At 58.2% G+C, this 20,586-nt stretch carries 18 protein-coding genes and 1 other RNA gene; 12 read left to right on the forward strand and 7 right to left on the reverse strand.

The genetic code is table 11. The features are described from left to right. Positions 1–3: 3 nt before the first annotated feature. The 3 genes from dnaJ to grpE form a co-directional block, all read right to left on the reverse strand. On the reverse strand, positions 4–1,128 hold the full coding sequence (gene dnaJ, locus NIBR502773_RS10920) for a molecular chaperone DnaJ (protein WP_065925314.1): 1,125 nt from the start codon (positions 1,126–1,128) through the stop codon (positions 4–6). A 318-nt stretch (positions 1,129–1,446) separates the two neighbouring features. After that, positions 1,447–3,360, reverse strand: a complete 1,914-nt coding sequence (gene dnaK, locus NIBR502773_RS10925; protein WP_141156035.1) for a molecular chaperone DnaK — start codon at positions 3,358–3,360, stop codon at positions 1,447–1,449. 102 nt (positions 3,361–3,462) lie between these two features. After that, on the reverse strand, positions 3,463–4,023 hold the full coding sequence (gene grpE, locus NIBR502773_RS10930; protein WP_141156036.1) for a nucleotide exchange factor GrpE: 561 nt from the start codon (positions 4,021–4,023) through the stop codon (positions 3,463–3,465). A gap of 253 nt (positions 4,024–4,276) precedes the next feature. On the opposite strand from grpE, the gene recN reads away from it, so the two are divergent. Continuing rightward, positions 4,277–5,950 (forward strand): DNA repair protein RecN, encoded by a 1,674-nt coding sequence (gene recN / locus NIBR502773_RS10935; RefSeq protein WP_141156037.1) that lies wholly within the window; start codon positions 4,277–4,279, stop codon positions 5,948–5,950. 85 nt (positions 5,951–6,035) lie between these two features. On the opposite strand, the gene fur is transcribed toward recN, so the two are convergent. Further along, positions 6,036–6,440 carry a ferric iron uptake transcriptional regulator gene (gene fur, locus NIBR502773_RS10940; RefSeq protein ID WP_010562662.1) on the reverse strand — a complete coding sequence of 135 codons (405 nt, stop codon included), beginning with the start codon at positions 6,438–6,440 and terminating at the stop codon, positions 6,036–6,038. A 98-nt stretch (positions 6,441–6,538) separates the two neighbouring features. Between fur and NIBR502773_RS10945 the strand changes: the two genes are divergently transcribed. Further along, positions 6,539–7,066 (forward strand): outer membrane protein assembly factor BamE, encoded by a 528-nt coding sequence (locus NIBR502773_RS10945; protein ID WP_027605355.1) that lies wholly within the window; start codon positions 6,539–6,541, stop codon positions 7,064–7,066. Between the two features lie 62 nt (positions 7,067–7,128). Here NIBR502773_RS10945 and NIBR502773_RS10950 read toward each other — a convergent pair whose 3' ends face one another. Continuing rightward, positions 7,129–7,431: an RnfH family protein gene (locus NIBR502773_RS10950; protein WP_141156038.1), complete on the reverse strand. Its 303-nt coding sequence runs from the start codon at positions 7,429–7,431 to the stop codon at positions 7,129–7,131. Continuing rightward, positions 7,424–7,858 carry a type II toxin-antitoxin system RatA family toxin gene (locus NIBR502773_RS10955; protein ID WP_141156039.1) on the reverse strand — a complete coding sequence of 145 codons (435 nt, stop codon included), beginning with the start codon at positions 7,856–7,858 and terminating at the stop codon, positions 7,424–7,426. Before NIBR502773_RS10955 ends, NIBR502773_RS10950 begins: the two co-directional genes overlap by 8 nt. A 168-nt stretch (positions 7,859–8,026) precedes the next feature. On the opposite strand from NIBR502773_RS10955, the gene smpB reads away from it, so the two are divergent. Further along, positions 8,027–8,509 carry an SsrA-binding protein SmpB gene (gene smpB / locus NIBR502773_RS10960; protein WP_014719962.1) on the forward strand — a complete coding sequence of 161 codons (483 nt, stop codon included), beginning with the start codon at positions 8,027–8,029 and terminating at the stop codon, positions 8,507–8,509. 35 nt (positions 8,510–8,544) lie between these two features. Here smpB and NIBR502773_RS10965 read toward each other — a convergent pair whose 3' ends face one another. Continuing rightward, on the reverse strand, positions 8,545–9,312 hold the full coding sequence (locus tag NIBR502773_RS10965) for an FCD domain-containing protein (protein WP_074847629.1): 768 nt from the start codon (positions 9,310–9,312) through the stop codon (positions 8,545–8,547). Positions 9,313–9,573: 261 nt separating this feature from the next. On the opposite strand from NIBR502773_RS10965, the gene NIBR502773_RS10970 reads away from it, so the two are divergent. The 9 genes from NIBR502773_RS10970 (at position 9,574) to NIBR502773_RS11015 (ending at position 20,580) form a co-directional block, all read left to right on the forward strand. After that, positions 9,574–11,268 (forward strand): lactate permease LctP family transporter, encoded by a 1,695-nt coding sequence (locus tag NIBR502773_RS10970; protein ID WP_065947685.1) that lies wholly within the window; start codon positions 9,574–9,576, stop codon positions 11,266–11,268. 105 nt (positions 11,269–11,373) lie between these two features. After that, a complete protein-coding gene (locus tag NIBR502773_RS10975) occupies positions 11,374–14,184 on the forward strand; it encodes an FAD-binding and (Fe-S)-binding domain-containing protein (protein ID WP_141156040.1) in 2,811 nt (936 codons plus the stop codon). Between the two features lie 137 nt (positions 14,185–14,321). Then, on the forward strand, positions 14,322–14,600 hold the full coding sequence (locus NIBR502773_RS10980) for a hypothetical protein (protein ID WP_065938289.1): 279 nt from the start codon (positions 14,322–14,324) through the stop codon (positions 14,598–14,600). A 94-nt stretch (positions 14,601–14,694) separates the two neighbouring features. Beyond that, positions 14,695–15,091, forward strand: a transfer-messenger RNA (tmRNA) gene (gene ssrA, locus NIBR502773_RS10985). A gap of 187 nt (positions 15,092–15,278) precedes the next feature. Further along, positions 15,279–16,535, forward strand: coding sequence for an integrase domain-containing protein (locus NIBR502773_RS10990; protein WP_069077455.1), 1,257 nt, complete (start codon positions 15,279–15,281; stop codon positions 16,533–16,535). Positions 16,536–17,567: 1,032 nt separating this feature from the next. Further along, positions 17,568–18,968 carry a YfjI family protein gene (locus NIBR502773_RS11000; RefSeq protein ID WP_141156041.1) on the forward strand — a complete coding sequence of 467 codons (1,401 nt, stop codon included), beginning with the start codon at positions 17,568–17,570 and terminating at the stop codon, positions 18,966–18,968. Further along, complete coding sequence (locus NIBR502773_RS11005) at positions 18,952–19,311, forward strand: hypothetical protein (protein ID WP_069077032.1); 360 nt, start codon at positions 18,952–18,954, stop codon at positions 19,309–19,311. The genes NIBR502773_RS11000 and NIBR502773_RS11005 overlap by 17 nt, the downstream gene beginning before the upstream one ends. Beyond that, on the forward strand, positions 19,289–20,269 hold the full coding sequence (locus tag NIBR502773_RS11010; protein WP_069077456.1) for an integrase domain-containing protein: 981 nt from the start codon (positions 19,289–19,291) through the stop codon (positions 20,267–20,269). Before NIBR502773_RS11005 ends, NIBR502773_RS11010 begins: the two co-directional genes overlap by 23 nt. Then, the gene (locus tag NIBR502773_RS11015; RefSeq protein WP_069077033.1) at positions 20,266–20,580 is read left to right on the forward strand and encodes a hypothetical protein; all 315 of its coding nucleotides are present in this window, start codon (positions 20,266–20,268) and stop codon (positions 20,578–20,580) included. Before NIBR502773_RS11010 ends, NIBR502773_RS11015 begins: the two co-directional genes overlap by 4 nt. Positions 20,581–20,586 lie beyond the last annotated feature (6 nt).

Consider the following 20,586-nt stretch of genomic DNA (forward strand, 5'->3'; position numbering starts at 1 on the left):
TCCTTACAGGTCGCCGAAGAAGCGCTTCACGCCTTCGAAAAAGCCAGTTGTTTTCGGCGAATGCGTGTCATCGCCCTCCAGCGAACTGCGGAATTCCTCAAGCAATTCACGCTGACGACGCCCCAGATTGACGGGAGTTTCCACGGCCACACGACACATCAAGTCGCCAGCACCGCCACCGCGCACCGGCGCCACGCCCTTGCCACGAATACGGAACTGCTTGCCGGTCTGCGTACCCTCAGGGATCTTGAGCTTGACCCGACCGTCCAGGGTCGGAATCTCCAATTCGCCACCCAGGGCTGCATCGACAAAGCTGATCGGCACTTCACAGAACAAGTGCTTGCCGTCGCGCTGGAAGATCGAGTGCTCGCGCACATTGATCACCACGTACAGGTCGCCCGTCGGACCACCCTGGGTACCGGCCTCACCCTCACCCGACAGACGAATACGGTCTCCGGTATCGACTCCCGCCGGCACTTTCACCGCCAGGGTCTTGTACTCTTCGACGCGGCCTTCGCCGTGGCAGGAATCGCACGGATCGGAAATGATCTTGCCCTGCCCATGGCAACGCGGACAGGTCTGCTGCACCGAGAAGAAACCCTGCTGCATACGGACCTGGCCGATACCGCCGCACGTCGGGCAAGTAATCGGCGCAGAGCCTTTCTTGGCACCCGAACCATCACACGGCTTGCAGTTAACCAGCGTCGGTACGCGAATATTGACGCTGGTGCCGCGTACAGCTTCTTCCAGGTTCAGCTCCAGGGTGTAACGCAAGTCGCTGCCACGCTGGGCACCACCGCGCTGACCACCCCGGCCACCGCCAAAGAAGTCACTGAATACATCGCCGAAAATATCGGAGAAGTTCTGACCGCCAAAACCGGCACCGCCGCCCCCCATGCTCGGGTCGACACCCGCGTGGCCATACTGATCGTAGGCCGCACGCTTGTTGGGATCAGACAGGCATTCGTAGGCCTCATTGGCCTCTTTGAACATGTCTTCGGATTCTTTGCTATCCGGATTACGGTCCGGGTGGTGCTTCATTGCCAGGCGACGGTAAGCCTTTTTCAGGTCCGCCTCGCTGGAGCCGCGCTCCACACCCAACACTTCGTAATAGTCACGCTTTGCCATAAGTCTTTGCACTCTTAAGGACGTCCAGCCAGACCCTCCTGAGCCTGGCTAAACTCGTTGAGCCCCAATACAGGCCCGGACCCAACTCACGTCAATTCAACGATCCTGGTCGTTACTACTTTTTAGCCAGGGACCCGGCCAAAAACGCGGTATTCATTGCTCGGAAAGCAGGAGCATCCCCGATCACACCGCCAACATCCGAACGCAGTCGCATGCTGTAAAAATTCGCATACCCCAGACACGCCAACGCGGGAGCAAGCTCCCGCGCGGCGACATCCTACCAGTCACCGCTTGATAGCGGTCAACCGGGCGACCAACTTACTTCTTGTCGGTAACTTCTTCGAACTCGGCATCGACAACATCGTCTTTAGCTTCAGGCTCTGCCTGTTGAGCAGCACCGTCAGCCGGCTGAGCCTGCTCGGCGTACATTTTCTGAGCCACTGGCGCGGAAACTTTCGACAACTCTTCAACCTTGGCTTCAATGGCAGCCTTGTCGTCGCCTTTAACAGCGGCTTCCAGGGCAACGACAGCAGCTTCGATCGCGGCCTTCTCTTCAGCGGTCACTTTCTCGCCAGCATCAGCGATCATTTTGCGTGTCGAGTGAACCAGTGCGTCGCCCTGGTTACGGGCACCTGCCAACTCTTCGAACTTCTTGTCAGCTTCAGCATTGGTTTCAGCATCGCGGATCATCTGTTGAATTTCTTCATCAGAAAGACCGGAGTTGGCCTTGATGGTGATCTTCTGCTCTTTGCCGGTAGCCTTGTCTTTCGCACCTACGTGCAGAATGCCGTTGGCGTCGATGTCGAAGGTCACTTCGATCTGTGGCACGCCACGCGGTGCTGGTGGAATCTCAGCCAGGTCGAACTTGCCCAGAGACTTATTCTGAGCAGCCTGCTTACGCTCACCTTGCAGCACGTGAATGGTCACAGCACCCTGGTTGTCATCAGCCGTCGAGAACACCTGGGATTTCTTGGTAGGAATCGTGGTGTTTTTCTCGATCAGCGCAGTCATCACGCCACCCATGGTTTCGATACCCAGGGTCAGCGGGCTTACGTCCAGCAGCAGCACGTCTTTCACGTCACCAGCCAATACCGCGCCCTGGATGGCAGCACCCATGGCAACCGCTTCGTCCGGGTTCACGTCTTTACGTGCTTCTTTGCCGAAGAACTCGGTAACCAACTTCTGAACCAGTGGCATACGGGTCTGACCGCCTACCAGGATCACGTCGTTGATCGAACCAACATCAATACCGGAGTCTTTCAGCGCAATGCGGCATGGCTCGATGGTGCGTTGAACCAGGTCCTCGACCAGCGCTTCCAACTTGGCGCGAGAGATCTTCACGTTCAAGTGCTTAGGACCGGTGGCGTCTGCAGTGATGTACGGCAGGTTAACGTCGGTCGACTGAGCGGAAGACAGCTCGATCTTGGCTTTCTCAGCAGCTTCTTTCAGGCGCTGCATCGCCAGCGGGTCACCCTTGAGGTTCATGCCGCTTTCTTTCTTGAATTCGTCAACGAGGTAGTCGATCAGACGAATGTCAAAGTCCTCACCACCCAGGAAGGTGTCGCCGTTGGTGGCCAACACTTCGAACTGGTGCTCGCCATCTACTTCAGCGATCTCAATCACGGAAACGTCGAACGTACCGCCACCCAGGTCATAAACGATCACGGTGTGATCGCCCTTGGCCTTGTCCATACCGTAAGCCAGAGCAGCTGCGGTCGGTTCGTTGATGATACGTTTTACATCCAGGCCCGCGATACGGCCGGCGTCTTTGGTCGCCTGGCGCTGGCTGTCGTTGAAATAGGCTGGAACGGTGATCACCGCCTCAGTCACTGTCTCACCCAGGTAATCTTCGGCAGTCTTCTTCATCTTCTTCAAGATTTCAGCCGAGATTTGCGGTGGCGACATTTTCTGGCCATTTACTTCAACCCACGCGTCACCGTTGTCAGCCTTGGCGATCTTGTAAGGGACCATTTTGATGTCTTTTTGTACGACTTCTTCGTCGAACTTACGACCGATCAGGCGCTTCACCGCGTACAGGGTGTTATGCGGGTTGGTCACAGCCTGGCGCTTGGCCGACTGGCCAACCAGGATTTCACCATCGTTGGCGTAAGCAATGATCGACGGCGTGGTACGCGCGCCTTCGGCGTTTTCGATTACTTTTGCAACGCCGTTTTCCAACACGGAGACGCAGGAGTTGGTGGTCCCCAGGTCAATACCGATAATTTTGCCCATGATTTACTCTCCCGAAACTTGAATTTGGTTGCCGCAGCAGTGGTGGCTAACTGCGGTAGCACTTAAACGCTTGACTTATAGATGGGGGCCTTGCGGCGGATTTCAAGCCTGCTCATCAATAGAAGGTGCAACGGGTGCAGGAGCCTTGCTCACTACCACCATTGCAGGGCGTAACAGGCGACCGTTGAGCTGATAGCCCTTCTGGAACACTTTCAACACACTGTTGGGTTCGAGGTCGTGGCTTTCTTGCATGGCCATGGCCTGGTGAAGCTCAGCATTGAACGGTTCGCCGCCTTGCGGATCAATGGCTTCCAGCTGATAACGCTTCAGGGTGTCCTGAAACATTTTCAGGGTCAGTTCGATCCCTTCGCGCATCGGGCGGATGTTTTCGTCATCCGGGTTGGACAACTCGAGGCCACGCTCCAGGCTGTCAATAATTGGCAGCAGGTCGCCCGCGAACTTTTCCAGCCCGAACTTGTGAGCTTTTTCTACGTCCTGCTCGGCACGGCGGCGGACGTTCTGCAGATCGGCGGCAACACGCAAAGACTGATCCTGCGCAGCGGCCAACTGCTCTTCGAGCACTTGCACACGAGTTGCCAGTTCATCACCGACAGCCGAATTGGCGTCCGGAGTTTGCGTATCCTGCGTCTGTTCGTCAGCCATAGATTTCTCCTTTCAAAATCATGCGCGAACTCAACTCGCGCTTCTGTTCCGGTATATGGGGCCACAATTTCCAGGTTCAAGGGTGCAGGCTCTACCAAAGTCTTTCGCCTGCCCCAGATCAACTTCAGCCTGATCATTCTTCTTTGCACTAAAAAAGCTGAATGACCGAGCAAATTGAGCTAAGCAGCAGGATTGTCAGCCCAGAACAAAACACTGTATAAATAACCAGACCTAAAGCCTGGGAGCGGCCGTCATGCTCGTGCACCTGTCTGTACACAACTACGCCATCGTTGAACATCTGGATCTCGAACTGGATCGCGGGATGAGCGTAATCACAGGCGAAACCGGCGCCGGCAAGTCGATCATGCTCGACGCCCTGGGCCTGACCCTGGGCGACCGCGCCGACAGTGGCGTGGTGCGCCCCGGCGCGGACAAGGCCGACATTCTGGCCACCTTCGACCTCGCGGACATCCCCGAAGCCGAAGCCTGGCTGGTCGAGCGCGACCTTAATAACGACGGCCCGTGCATCCTGCGCCGAGTCATCACCGCCGAGGGCCGCTCGCGCGGCTATATCAATGGAACCCCCTGCCCCCTTGGCGACCTGAAGGCCCTGGGTGAACTGCTGATTGACATCCATAGCCAGCATGAACACCAATCCCTGCTCAAAACCGACACCCACCGCCGCCTGCTTGACGAGTACGCTGGCGCCACCGACCTTGCCCGGCAGGTACAACTGGCTGCCCAGCGCTGGCGCCAGACCCGACAGGAGCTGGAGCGACTGTCCAATTCCGGCGATGAGCAACGTGCTCGCCATCAATTGCTCAGCTATCAACTTGAAGAGCTGGAAAGCCTGGGTCTTGGCGAAACCGAGCTGGAACAACTGGAACAGGAACACAAGAATCTCACCAACGCCGAAACCCTCCTGTCTATCTGCCGCCAGGTGGTGGAGCAATGCAGCGAGAGCGATTCCGGCAATGTGCTCAACGCACTCACCGCCAGCCTCAACCGACTGTCCAGTGTTAACAGCGCTTCAGGCTCACTGAGTGAAGCCACCACCCTGCTGACCAGTGCGCAAATCCAGGTAGAAGAAGCCGTCGGCGAACTCAATCGCTTTCTTGATCATTTCGACGCTGACCCGGCGCGGCTGCAGGAAATAGAAGAGCGCCTGGACACCATCTATACGCTGGCGCGCAAACATCGAATCCAGCCCACCGAAGTGGCAACCATGCAGCAGAAACTGCTGGATGAAATCGAGACCCTGAACGCGAATGACGAATCCATTGAACGACTGGGCGAAGAGCTCGACTCTTTTGCCCGCCACTATCAGGAGAAGGCCCGCGAACTGAGCGATCTGCGCCGACAGGCTGCCACCAGCCTCGCTGGCGCCGTCGAGCAGGAAATTCAGCGCCTGGGCATGCCGGGCGGGCGCTTTACCATCGAGTTGCGTACCAACGCCAGCAACGAGCTGCAGCCCTACGGCCTGGAGCAGGTAGAGCTACTGGTCAGCGCCAACCCTGGGCAACCGCTCAAGGCACTGGCAAAAGTGGCGTCTGGTGGTGAGCTGTCGCGAATCAGCCTGGCGATCCAAGTGATTACCGCGCAAACCTCACGGGTACCGACACTGGTGTTCGATGAAGTAGACGTAGGTATCGGTGGCCCCACGGCGGAAATTGTGGGTCAGTTACTGCGCCGCCTGGGGGATCGCGGCCAGGTGCTGACCGTCACTCACTTGCCGCAAGTCGCGGCCCAAGGGCATCAACACTTGTTTGTGCACAAGGTCAGAGGCAGCGAAGCGACACACACGGCAGTATCCAAACTGAATAAGTCGGAGCGCGTGGAAGAAGTGGCACGGATGCTCGGCGGGATCGACCTGACCAAAGAGTCTTTGGCACACGCGAAGAAAATGGTCGTAGCCACCAAGGCCTGAGCCGAGCTTTTCCTTATTATAGAAAGCACGAAGGCGACCCTAGGGTCGCCTTCGATCGTTTCGCAGAGCAATTCTGCGTCGCTTTTTACTTTTTCTTACGGATGTACAACACAAGATTGTGGTCGACCAAATCGAAACCATGCTCCTCAGCAATTTCGTGCTGGAGCTTTTCGATTGCCGGGCTGGTGAACTCGATAACCTCATTGGTATCCAGGTCAACCATGTGGTCGTGATGACCACCGTCAGCCAATTCGAACACAGCATGACCGCCGTCGAAATTATGACGAACCACCAGCCCTGCGGCTTCAAACTGGGTCAGTACACGGTAAACCGTGGCCAGGCCGACGTCCTCGTTAGACTCCATCAGCGCCTTGTAAACATCCTCGGCACTCATATGGCGCTGCTCAGCAGAATCGAGCATTTGTAGAATCTTGACTCGTGGCAGAGTCACTTTAAGACCGGCTTTGCGTAGTTCGCTATTTTCAACCATGGTTAGCTTTCTCGCGGATGCTGCTTCGCAGCTTCTCTTAATACGGGTATGATCGGCGTTTACGTTGTCCCAGCCAAGATAGTGGAAGTCGCCCACCGATGCAAAACACCAAGCTCTTGCTAACCAGTTTCACCTTTGTGGGACTGCTCGCACTCGCCGGTTGTTCATTCCCCGGGGTTTACAAAATCGACATCCAGCAGGGCAATGTCGTCACGCAGGACATGATAGACCAGTTACGCCCGGGAATGACCCGACGGCAAGTACGGTTTATCATGGGCAACCCCCTGCTGACCGACACTTTCCACGCCGATCGCTGGGATTATCTCTACAGCCTGCAGCCTGGTGGCGGTGAACGCCAACAGGAGCGCGTCAGCGTCATTTTCAATGGCAATGACCAGCTTGTCAGCCTGTCGGGTGACTTCATGCCAGGCGTAAGCCGTGATCAAGCACTGCTCGGCAACGATAACGGCACCAACGTGACTGCACCTGTGCAGGAAAGCGAGAAGCCGAAGTCCGAAGTACCGGCCAAGCCAGGCTCCTTGCTCGACAAGATCCAGAAAGACGTCGACGGGGTCGAAACGGTCCCTGTCCCGACGCCTCAGCCTCTGGACACCAGCCCGCAGTAACATTGCGGCGCATATAAAAAGCCCGGCATGCCGGGCTTTTTGTTGCCTGTCATTCAACCAGCCTATGGATGCTGCCGCTTCGCCAACGCCGCTTTGGCCGCACGCAGCCTGCGCACTTCTTTAGGGTCCACAAGCAGGGGCCGATAGATTTCAATGCGATCGCCCGATTGTACGGGGCGCACCTCCGCATCCGTGACGACCTTACCGAATACCCCCAAAGGGCAATCAGCCAGATCCAGCTCAGGAAACTGCGCAGCCATCCCTGACAACTGCACTGCTGCGCGCAAACTGGTTCCCCCAGCAACCTTCAGCGCCAGCAAAACCTGGCGATCCTCGGCGGCGTAAACCACCTCGATCTCAACCATGCAATTGCTTGGCTCGCTGGCAGAATGCATCCACCAGGGTATTGGCCGCCTGGTTGAACAACGGCCCCAATGTCGCCCGCACAATCGGCCCAGCGTAATCAAACGACAAATCCAGGCTGATCTTGCAGGCCTTGTCGGTAAGCGCCTTGAAAACCCATACACCATGCAGCTGGGTAAACGGCCCTTCCTGCAAATTCATTTCAATGGACTTGCCCGGCACCAGCGCATTCCGCGTAACAAAGTGCTGACTGAGCCCGCCTTTCGCCACCCCAACACTGGCAACCATATGTTCATCACTGCTTTCCAGCACCTCGGCAGTTGAGCACCAAGGCAGGAATTCCGGGTAACGCGCCACGTCGTTGACCAGGTCATAGAGCACCTGCGCCGGATAGGGCAGCAGGGCCGAACGTTGAATATGCGTCGTCATGTGTGCGTGATTTCCACAGCTGAGCGGCAAACATCGCGAAAGAGCAGTCCGATCCGCGAAAGAAAAAAACCAAAGAACTGCCCGTATTGTCCGGGATTCGACCAACACGCTCAAGCACGCAGGTTGACCGTAGCCGACACGCTCGCAACTCCCTATAATGCCGCCCCTATGGCTAAACAAAAGAAACACCCCACAGGGACCATCGCGCAAAATAAAAAAGCGCGACACGATTACTTCATCGAACATCGGTTCGAGGCTGGTCTGGTCCTGGCCGGCTGGGAAGTAAAGAGTCTGCGTGCCAGCAAGTTGCAACTGGTCGACAGCTACGTATTGCTCAAGGATGGCGAGGCATGGCTGCTTGGCAGTCATATCACCCCGCTGACAACCGCGAGCACCCACGTGATTGCCGACCCGGTGCGCACGCGCAAACTATTGCTCAATGCCCGCGAACTGGAAAAGCTCGCCGCAGCCGTGCAGCAGAAAGGCTACGCCTGCGTCTGCCTGTCCTGGTATTGGAGCAAACACCTGGTCAAGTGCGAGATCGCACTGGGCAAGGGCAAGAAGGAATACGATAAGCGTGATACTGAGCGCGAACGCGATTCCAACCGCGAACTGCATCGCGCGGTGCGCAACAAGGGCAAGGAAGAATAATCCTTGTAACGATGTAGCCTCGGGACGTCCCCCGGCTACATCCCCTTGCGCCGCTCCGCCCGCGCCACGCGCTGAACCTCCTGACGCACCTCCTCCAGCACTTCCTGCACGTATTCCAGGTGACGTGTCGAGACTTCTCGCGCCTGTTCGGCCCGGCCCTCGATAATCGCCATGTACAGCTCCCGGTGCTGACTGATCAGCATGTCGCGCGTCTCCGTACGTTGCTGATACATGCCGCCAATATTGGTCACCACGTTCCGCTTGAGCAGGTCGAACAAGCCGCGAATGGTGTGCAGCAACACCGCGTTATGGCTAGCCTCCGCAATGGCCAGGTGGAACTGTGCATCCGCAGCCCCTTCCTCGACCCGGCTCACTTCATCAACGCGGGCATAGCAATCCTGCAAGGCTTCGAATGCAGCGGTCAGCCGCTCACGGTCGACCTCAGTAGCTCGCAATGCTGCGTAATAAGCACAGGACGCTTCAAGGGTCTGACGAAACTCCAGCAGGTCACGCTGGGCCTCGGGATTGTTTTCCAACAGGTGCAGCAACGGATCGCTGAACGTCGAGCCCAGTGACTCGGCAACATAGTTGCCACCCCCCTGACGGCTCACCAACAAGCCCTTGGCCGCCAGCTTCTGAATCGCCTCCCGCAACGAAGGACGCGACACACCAAACTGTTCAGCCAAAGCACGCTCGGCCGGCAAGCGCTCACCCGACTTCAACGTGCCCTCAAGGATCATCCCCTCAAGCTGCTCGACTATATCGTCAGACAAACGGCGCTGACGCACCTGATCAAACCCCATAACTCACTCCCAACCATCCCGACCACTCGCCGGGCCCTCTATTCTGGCCTATCGCCGCCCTTCCAGCACCTATCAGAACCGCTTCGATTCACCCGATCAAACCACCTCGCCTGCCGGGCTACGACCAAAGTTTCGCAAGCGGCAAATTGACACATACCCCGAAGACTTTTAACCTAGCCTCCAGCGATTGTAAATTGGTATTACCAATTATCCAAGTCGACTATGAAGTGCCTGACCAACAACAATTAGGGGCCACCCCATATGCAAACCTGGCAACAGCTCTACAGCCCGCTCGGCAGCCTCGGCCTGTCCGCACTGGCCGCCGTTATTCCGATCGTGTTCTTCTTCCTGGCTCTGGCCGTGTTTCGCCTCAAAGGTCACGTGGCCGGCAGCATCACCCTGGCACTCTCAATACTGGTGGCGATCTTTGCCTTCCACATGCCGGTGGATATGGCGCTGGCCGCCGCCGGTTACGGTTTTGCCTATGGCCTGTGGCCTATTGCCTGGATCATTGTCGCGGCGGTGTTTCTCTACAAACTCACCGTCAAGAGCGGCCAGTTCGAGATCATCCGCAGCTCTGTCCTGTCGATCACCGATGACCAGCGCCTGCAGGTGCTGTTGATCGGCTTCTGCTTCGGCGCATTCCTGGAAGGTGCTGCCGGTTTCGGCGCCCCCGTGGCGATTACCGCCGCACTGCTGGTAGGCCTGGGCTTCAACCCGCTGTACGCAGCCGGCCTGTGCCTGATTGCCAACACCGCACCCGTCGCCTTTGGCGCCCTGGGAATTCCGATCATCGTTGCCGGGCAAGTGACCGGAATCGATGCATTCAAGATCGGCGCCATGACTGGCCGCCAACTGCCGCTGCTGTCGCTGTTCGTGCCGTTCTGGCTGGTCTTCATGATGGATGGCCTGCGCGGCGTTCGCGAAACCTGGCCAGCTGCGTTGGTCGCGGGCCTGAGCTTCGCCATTACGCAGTACTTCACGTCCAACTTCATCGGCCCGGAACTGCCGGACATCACCTCGGCCCTGGCCAGCCTGATCTCTCTGACCCTGTTCCTGAAAGTCTGGCAACCCAAACGCACCGCAGGCGCGCAGATTGCCGGCGCCACGTCCGACGCAGCGATTACCGCCAGCGCCGGCGGCTTCGGCCTGCCGCGCAGCACCGTCGCCTCACCTTACAGCCTGGGCCAGATCTTCAAGGCCTGGTCACCGTTCCTGATCCTCACCGTGCTGGTCACCATCTGGACCCTCAAACCGTTCAAGGCGATGTTCGCCGCAGGCGGCTCGATGTACAGCTGGGTATTCAACTTCGCGATCCCGCACCTGGATCAAATGGTGATCAAGGTTGCACCCATCGTGACCAACCCGACTGCGATCCCAGCGATATTCAAGCTAGACCCGATTTCGGCGACCGGCACCGCGATTTTCTTCTCGGCACTGATCTCGATGCTGGTCCTGAAGATCAATATAAAGATTGGTCTTACCACTTTAAAAGAGACTTTCTACGAGTTGCGTTGGCCGATCCTGTCAATCGGCATGGTGCTGGCATTCGCCTTTGTCACCAATTACTCCGGCATGTCTTCGACCATGGCGCTGGTATTGGCCGGCACCGGTGCAGCCTTCCCGTTCTTCTCGCCTTTCCTCGGCTGGCTGGGGGTTTTCCTGACAGGCTCCGACACATCGTCCAACGCCCTGTTCAGCTCGTTGCAAGCCACCACGGCGCACCAGATCGGCGTCAACGACACGCTTCTGGTCGCTGCCAACACCAGCGGCGGCGTGACCGGCAAAATGATTTCGCCGCAATCGATCGCCGTGGCCTGCGCCGCTACCGGACTGGTGGGAAAAGAATCCGACCTGTTCCGCTTCACCCTCAAGCACAGCCTGTTCTTCGCCACCATCGTCGGGCTGATCACCCTGGCCCAGGCTTACTGGTTTACCGGCATGCTGGTGCACTAAAGCCGTAGCAATAGGGTCATAACCGACGCCGGGCTATAACTTCGGCGTCGGCTTTGCGCAATCGTGTCAATACGGCGCCCAGGGGGTGCTGATCCTGGAGGACCAATGAGTCTGCCTGCCGCTTTCCTTGCTGACGTCGCACAGCTGATCCCACAAGATCGACGTTTCGACGACCCACTTTCCACCCTCGCATTCGGCACCGACGCCAGTTTTTACCGATTGATCCCACAACTGGTGATCCGCGTCGAATCGGAAGACGAAGTGGTGGCGCTGCTGCAACTGGCCCAGCGTGAACGTGTGCCGGTAACCTTCCGCGCAGCCGGCACCAGCCTGTCCGGACAAGCGATAAGCGACTCGGTACTGATCGTGCTGGGGGACAATTGGAACGGCCGCGAGATTCGCGGGCAAGGCACTCAGATCCGCCTGCAACCCGGCGTCATCGGCGCACAGGCTAACGCCTGGCTGGCACCATTCGGGCGCAAGATCGGCCCAGACCCGGCGTCGATCAATGCCTGCAAGATCGGCGGAATCGTCGCCAACAACGCCAGTGGCATGTGCTGCGGTACGGCGCAGAACACCTACCACACCCTGGCCGGAATTCGTCTGGTCCTGGCCGATGGCAGCCGCCTCGATACAGAAGACGCAAGCAGCGTAACGGCGTTTCGTGAACAGCACGGCGCACTGCTCGAGCGCCTGGCCACACTCGGCCGTGAAACGCGGGCAAACGCTGAATTGGCAGCAAAAATCCGCCACAAATACCGCCTGAAAAATACCACCGGCCTGTCACTCAACGCCCTGGTGGATTTTGATGAACCGCTGGATATCCTCAGCCATTTATTGGTGGGCTCCGAGGGAACCCTCGGGTTCATCAGCGCAGTCACCTATGACACCGTGATCGATCACCCGAACAAGGCGTCGGCGTTGATCGTGTTTCCGGATGTGGAGACCTGCTGCAACGCAGTCACCGTCCTGAAGACCCAACCGGTGTCGGCCGTCGAGCTGCTGGACCGACGCAGCATGCGCTCGGTGCAGAACAAACCGGGCATGCCCGCCTTCGTACAGCAATTATCAGAACATGCCTGCGCTCTGCTGATTGAATCCCGCGCCGCATCGCCGTCATTGCTGCATGAACAATTGGCGCTGATCATGGCGTCGCTGGCCGGTTTCCCGGTGGAGAAACAGGTCGACTTCACCGAAGACCCGGTGGAAAACGCCCGCCTATGGGCCATCCGCAAGGACACCTTCCCCGCCGTAGGAGCCGTACGCAAAACCGGCACCACGGTGATCATCGAAGACGTCACCTTCCCGGTCGAGCAACTGGCCATTGGCGTGAACCGCTTGATCGAACTGTTCGACAAACATCACTACGACGAAGCCATCCTTTTCGGACATGCCCTGGAAGGCAATCTGCACTTTGTGTTCACCCAAGGCTTCAACAGCGCGGATGAAGTCACACGCTATCAAGCGTTCATGGATGACGTCGCGCAATTGGTCGCCGTGGAGTTCGGCGGTTCGCTGAAAGCCGAACACGGCACTGGCCGCAATATGGCACCCTTCGTGGAACTGGAATGGGGCAGCGACGCCTATCAATTGATGTGGCAACTCAAACGCCTGCTCGATCCCAACGGCATTCTCAATCCTGATGTGGTGCTCAGCGAAGATCCGCAGATTCACCTCAAGCACCTCAAGCCGCTGCCCGCGGCTGATGAGCTTGTGGATAAGTGCATCGAATGCGGCTTCTGTGAACCGGTATGCCCATCGAAGGGCCTGACGTTGAGCCCACGCCAGCGCATCGTGATCTGGCGAGATATACAGGCGAAAAAACGCGCCGGCGTCGACACTACCGAATTGGAAGCGGCCTACCACTATCAGGGCATCGACACGTGCGCCGCCACCGGCCTATGCGCCCAGCGCTGCCCGGTAGGAATCAATACCGGCGATCTGGTGAAAAAACTGCGAAGCCGTGACGCCGACCGTACGAAAACCGCCGAATGGCTGGCCACCCATTTCGCCACGGCACTGCAAGGTGCGCGCTTTACCCTGCATGTAGCCAATGGTGCACGCATGCTGCTGGGGGCACCTCGCCTGGCGAAGCTGTCGGCCACCATGACCAAGTTGTCCAAGGGGCAGATCCCGCAGTGGACCAACGCCATGCCACAACCGGAAAAAGCCATTCGCTTCAGCCCGGCGGTGACGGATGAGCGGCCACGGGTGGTCTACCTGGCGGCCTGCGTCTCACGCGCCATGGGCCCGGCGGCAGGTGATAAAGAGCAGATGTCGTTGTACGAAAAAACCCAGGGCCTGCTGGAAAAAGCCGGTTACCAGGTCGTGTTTCCCGACAATCAGGACAACCTGTGCTGCGGCCAGCCTTTCGCGTCCAAAGGCTACGCCGAACAGGCAGAACACAAACGCCAGGAACTGATCGGCGCCCTGCTCCATGCCAGCCGCGGCGGCCTGGACCCGATCTATTGCGACACCAGCCCCTGCACCCTGCGCCTGGTGCAAGACCTCGGCGAAACGCGCCTGGACCTTTACGACCCCGTACGTTTCATCCGCACGCACCTGATGGACCGTCTCGATTTCACCCCACAGGAAGCGCCGATCGCCGTACACGTCACCTGCAGCACCCAACACCTGGGAGAAAGCCAGGCCCTGATCGACCTGGCCCGCCGCTGTGCCAAAACCGTGGTGATCCCGGAAGGCATTCACTGCTGCGGGTTTGCCGGCGACAAAGGTTTCACCACGCCGGAACTCAACGCCCACTCGCTGCGCTCCCTCAAGGATGCAGTGCAGTATTGCAGTGAAGGGATCTCCACCAGCCGCACCTGCGAGATCGGCCTGAGCCAGCATGGCGGCATCGACTATCACGGGCTGGTGTACCTCGTGGATCGCGTGACCCAGGCCCGCGCCCATTGATCCCGCAAAAAAACAGAACCCCTGCGCGCTGGCGTAGTCATCTGCATAGGCCTCGACGCACGAGGCCCATTTGTGATGTCGCTGGCACCCCATGAACGCCAGCAGCGTCGAGCCTTTTTTGCGCAAGGAGATACCCTATGAAGCGTTCCGCTCTTGCTGGCTTGTTCATTACCGCTGCGATGTTGGCCTCCCCTGCTTTCGCCGCTGGCGAGCCCGACCTGTGCAAGATCAACCTGGACAAAATCAACAACGGTAAAGCGCTGCTCGCCACCGACACCAGTGGCAAAAGCGGCGAAATCGACACAGCCGTCTCCCAAGCCAAGGCCGCCCACGCCGCCGGTGATGACAAGAAGTGCATCGAAATCACCTCCAAGGCCCTGCAAGACCTGCAGAACCTCGAAAAAGGCGGCCAGTAAACGAGAGGGCCAACCTTCGGGTTGGCCTTCCGTGACCGTTTGGCGTACACTGCACAGGCTTGTCACTCACTATGAAACAACGAGTTACAAGCACGGGGCCGTTTAGGATTCGACGCCGGTCGCGAAACTTTAGGTGCATGCCGAGTTGGTAACAGAACTCGTAAATCCACTGTTGCAACTACTTATAGTTGCCAATGACGAAAACTACGGCCAGGAATTCGCTATCGCTGCGTAAGCAGCCTTAGACCTGAGCTTCTGGTACCTTCGGGTCCAGCAATCACCAGGGGATGTCTGTAAACCCAAAGTGATTGTCATATAGAACAGAATCGCCGTGCAGTACGTTGTGGACGAAGCGGCTAAAACTTACACAACTCGCCCAAAGCACCCTGCCCTTCGGGTCGCTGAGGGTTAACTTAATAGAAACGGCTACGCATGTAGTACCGACAGCGGAGTACTGGCGGACGGGGGTTCAAATCCCCCCGGCTCCACCACTTCATCATCTAAAGACGTCCACGGACGTCTTTTTTTGTGCCTGAAATCCAGCGAAATCAAGGGTTTAAGCGCTACTGGGCGCTGGAGAGGTTTTTTGAGTTACAGCCGTTTGGGTATTCCAAATGGTATTCCAAGCCATCCGGTGCTATTTTTTGGAATACCAAAACGGTGTCAGAGGTAGCTCTCATGCCCGCTCCAGCCCTTCGCCTTTCCGACCGCCAGCTCAAGGCAGTCAAGGCAAAAGACAAGGATTACGTCCTCAGCGATGGTGACGGCCTTCAGCTCCGAGTCAGGAGCAATGGCTCGATGCTGTGGAACTTCAACTACCGCGAGCCGGTAACCAAAAATCGTATCAATATGGGGCTGGGCACATACCCAGAGCTCTCGCTGGCGAACGCCAGGAAGAAAGTGGTGGAAGCACGCGAGCTGCTTGCACAAGGCATTGATCCCAAGGTGCAACGCAATGCACAGGACGAAGCCAAACGAGCGGAGACGGAACATACGTTCGAGAACGTGGCCACCGCCTGGTTCGAGCTGAAGAAGGACTCCGTCACGCCGGCGTACGCCGAAGACATTTGGCGATCGCTCACGCTGCATGTATTTCCAGACCTGAAAACAACGCCGCTCTCGAAAATTACCGCACCGATGGTCATCGAACTGCTTCGCCCAATCGAGGCCAAAGGCAGCCTCGAGACAGTGAAGCGATTGAGCCAACGGCTCAACGAGATCATGACCTACGGGGTGAACTCCGGGTTGATTTTCGCTAACCCCCTCAGTGGCATTCGGGCGGTATTCAAGAAACCCAAAAAACAGAACATGGCCGCGCTACGACCCGATGAGCTTTCCGAGCTCATGATCGAAATCGCGAACGCCAGCATCAAGCGGACCACCCGCTGCCTGATCGAATGGCAACTGCACACCATGACCCGTCCTGCCGAAGCGGCTACCACCCAATGGGCAGACATCGACTTCGACAAACGCATCTGGACCATCCCGCCGGAGCGCATGAAAAAGCGTCGTCCACACACCATCCCTCTGACCGAACAGGCACTCGCGTTACTGGAGGCGCTCAAGCCCCACAGTGGCCACAGGGAATACGTGTTCCCGGCAGATAGAAACCCGCGCACCCACGCCAATAGCCAGACCGCCAACATGGCGTTGAAGCGCATGGGCTTCCAGGACCGCTTGGTTAGCCACGGCATGCGCTCCATGGCCAGCACCATCCTGAACGAGCATGGGTGGGATCCGGAGCTCATCGAAGTCGCGCTGGCGCATGTCGACAAGGACGAAGTCCGAAGCGCTTACAACCGGGCGGACTACATCGAGCGCCGGCGTCCGATGATGGCTTGGTGGAGTGAGCACATCCAGAAAGCGGCCACTGGCAACCTGTCGGCATCTGCGATCAATCAAACCAGGGACCACAACGTCGTGCGGATACGGTGAGCACTCACCGGACGCCGCCAGTAACCGAGAGTGACTCCCCAGATGGAGTGATGGTTGATTTGGCGACACCGGCGACACCGGCGACAACCCGCGTAATACCTGGCCTGCAGCGTGGCGACAGAGGTGGCGACTGTCGCCGCTGCAAGCCTCGCCCTTGGGGCTTTCTCGGCCAAGCCCACGCGAGCGGGAAGGCTCCGCATTCCCACTCGCATGGGCTCACATTAAAAACCGACGAACGACCACCCAGCCATGGAAAACCACCGGCCTCCAAGGCCTTCCAGCGCTACCGATGGGCGCAAGAGTCACCCCCAAAATACGGTTGACCGCCAGCAGAACGAGCGCTAAACCAGAACCGTACCAGCGCTGTCCTCGACAGCACCCAGGTAGCCAGAACCTTTGAGGCTACGCCACATCGTGGTGGTTCTCCCCAAGTGCGATTAGCGTCCGGCGGCTCGCACGCTCACAGTGATGTGATGGATGCCTACTTCTACCAGAGTGCCATTGCGGCAACTCATACCCCTTTATAGCTGCCCAGCAGCAACCTATCCGCTTGGCCATTTCCTTGCGCCAACCTGTTGCCCGTCTCTTTGCCCCTAAAGAGACGGGCGCTCCTATCACTGCTGCAGCCCTGCTCGCACGGGCCTTTGCGGTTTTCCCCCTAGTGACAATCGGCGTGACAAACACCGAAAAATCACCAGCAACAGCGATGCCAATGATGGTGCCGCAGCCCATGAAATGGACTGCACCTGACTGACAGTCAGGCATGCCCCAGTCATCACCTCGCTGCCTTCACCCGACTCAGGATCTCGCGGCATTGGTCTCGTCAGCCAGTGCAGCCTCCACCCGCCCACTTCTTCGGAGGTGTTCAGGAGGCCAGGTCATGAGATGCCCAAGCTCCCGGTCGTAAGGAGCCGTCAGTCCCGCGTAAGTGGACAAACCTCACACAGGTCGCAGGGGCCTTGATCCCTGATAACACTCAACAACCGTGGCGGGATAAGTGAGGACAAAGTCGATAACCTCAGGAGAATAGCGATGCAACTGTGCGAAGCATTCGAGCCACCACAACCCTTGCTGGAATACCTGCAGTCGCCACTGCCCTACCCGGTCGAAGCACTCGGGAATCTGTTGGGCCCTGCGGTTGAACGACTGGCCGAAGTGATCGGCGTGCCCTGCGCCATGGCTGCACAATCGGTGCTGGCCAGCGCTGCCCTAGTAAGTCAGGGTCATGCCAATGTCCACCTCGACGGACGAACCTATCCGTTGTCGCTATACCTACTGACGGTGGCGTCCTCGGGTGATCGAAAAAGCGCGGTGGATCACCTGGCACTGAAGGCGGCGCGCGACTGGGAACGACAGCAGTGGACCCTGTATACGGAAAAGCTCATAACCTATCGCGCCGCCAGCAACATCATGACCAAACCCAAAACAACAAAGAAACGCGCGGAGGTGGAAGGCGGTGAGCTATCCGAGCCGGTACCGCCGAGACTGATCATTACCGAGCCCACCATCGAAGCGTTGATCAAAAGCCTGTGCCACGGCTTGCCCAGCATGGGATTGTTCAATGATGAAGGTGGCCAATTCTTGGGCAGCAGCACCATGAGCAAAGAGAACCTGCTTAAGGCGATTACCACCTTGTCGACACTGTGGGATGGCAGCCCGATCGACCGGGCGCGCTCCATGGCTGGAGAAAGCCTGCGCGCCTATGACCGCCGCCTCAGCCTGCATTTGATGCTGCAGCCTTACTTGGCCAACCAGCTACTCAAAGACTCGGTGATCAAAGGCCAAGGCATCCTGGGCCGCTGCCTGATCAGCTGGCCCGAACGTCTGGTCGGTCAGCGCTTGTACAAGGCAGTCGACCTGACGCGAGATGCCAAGGTTCAGCGCTACCAAACGCACATTACCACCCTACTGGATAAGCCACTGTCGCTGCACAAAGACGGTTCACTTAACCCCGCCAGGCTGGAACTGACGCCCAGCGCTCGCACTGCCTGGATTGATATTCACGACACCATCGAATGCCAGTCTGGCGAGTTCGGTGAACTGGCAGGAGTCCAATCCGTCGCAGGAAAAGCAGCGGCCAATGTGCTGCGCATCGCCGGTGTGCTCGCGGTAATTGAAGATGCGAATGTAGTGAGTGAGGCCCATATTCAACGCGCCTCAACACTGATGGATTACTACCTGGCGGAGATCCAGCGCCTGACCGAACAAGAGCCAATCAACACTTTACGTGAGGAGGCGGATCGACTGCTACGCTGGCTGACGCAAAAAGGCTGGACCCAATTCACCATCCGCGATCTCAATCGCAACGGCCCTCGCTTTGCCCGCAAGAGCAGCCATCACACCGCCACACTGCTCGTCGAGCTGATCACGCATAACTGGCTGAACAGTCGCGATGCCAAAACTTTCGAGGTCCGCCATGTTTCGCCTCAATGACGCGGTGCGCTGCTACCAGGCGCAACATCAATCGCAATCAGAAACACGGTGTGTCGCCGCTTCTGTCGCCACCTTGTCGCCACGCGCCAGGCCAGGAATGACGCGGGTTGTCGCCACTGTCGCCGCTGTCGCCACACCACCTCTTGCCCCTGCCGACATCGCCATACTGATCGAGCAACTGCGTGAAGAAGGAGCACTGCTGGAACACCAGGAGAACGCCCTCCTGATCCGCCCGACACACTGGCAGCAGGTGGACAGGCTCAGCCCCCACTGGAAAGCCCTGCTGCTCTTTTTGCAAACAAACGAAAACGGTGATGACGATGGCACTGGTCGGTCGGCGTGATGGTCGCAACTTTGGCTATGGCCGCCAGCTGAGCTACGCCGGCCCACAAGCGCTAAACGATTTGTTTGCCGGCGGCCACTTCGCCACGGTCAAAGCGCATAGCGATCGCTGGCAAGCGTTCGTGCGTTGGTGTCGATCAGTGGACGGCCCCGGTTACAACGATGCACGTCAGATCGATCGACGGACGCTGCAAGACTACGCCGCGTACCTGCGCCTGCAGATCCAGCAAGGTGAACTCTGCATCGCGACCGCGCAGAACCGCCTAAGCAGCGTCAACCGAACCCTCGCTGCGCTCCGCGGTGATCAGGACGTGAGGATCGCCAGCCCGAGCCAGGCGTTGGGACAGCAGCGCTCGAACGTACGCACCCGCGCGCCGGATGGCCAAGACCGCCAACAAGTGCAGCGAGTGATTGAGGCGCTTGGCGAACAGCACCACGAGCGGGTGGCGGCAATTGTTCTGTTGGCCCGAACAACCGGTATGCGCCTGCGCGAAGCGATCCTGGCTGACCTACCACGACTGCAACGCGAAGCCGAACACTTGGGCCGTATCAACATCCAGGACGGCACCAAAGGCGGCCGCTCAGGGGCATCAGCGCCGCGATGGATCAATGCTAATGAAGAGGTGAAGGTGGCGCTACAGCTCGCCCGAAATGCGTCGCCGCCCCGCAGCCGCAACTTGCTGGCCCGAGGCGAAAGCTACGCCGCATTCCTGCAACAGACCGTACTCCCCGCCCGCGAAGTGCTACATGAACAAGGGCTGAAGGGCTTTCATGAACTGCGAGCGGCCTATGCCTGCGAGCGTTACGAACAGCTCACTGGCCACGCGGCCCCAGTCAATGGTGGCCACTGCTATCGAATTGACCGCGACCTTGATCAACGGGCGCGCCAACAAATCAGCCTTGAGCTCGGGCATAACCGGATTGATGTGGTTTCGGCTTACATTGGAGGTAGAGCGTGACCAAGCCCTTCGATATGGCGCTGTTCCTGAGCGGCGTACTGACCGGCTCGAAGATCACGCAGCAACGCCACCTATGCCAAGCCCGAATCATGCAGGCGGCCATACAACAGCGATGGCAACGCGATAATCCCTGGACCTGGCAGCTCAAGCATGTGCGCTGGTTTTTCACTCAGCACCTGAAGGATCATTCCGACGCCACCCGGTATTACTATCGCCTCACCACCCTATTGATCTGGAAACGATTAGGGAATCACCGAGAAATGCTGATCCAACGCTCGAATAGAGCCCCTTGGAAGCAGCGTCGTTTCTAGGCATGA

Source organism: Pseudomonas sp. NIBRBAC000502773 (genome assembly GCF_006517195.1).
Lineage (GTDB): Bacteria > Pseudomonadota > Gammaproteobacteria > Pseudomonadales > Pseudomonadaceae > Aquipseudomonas > Aquipseudomonas marginalis.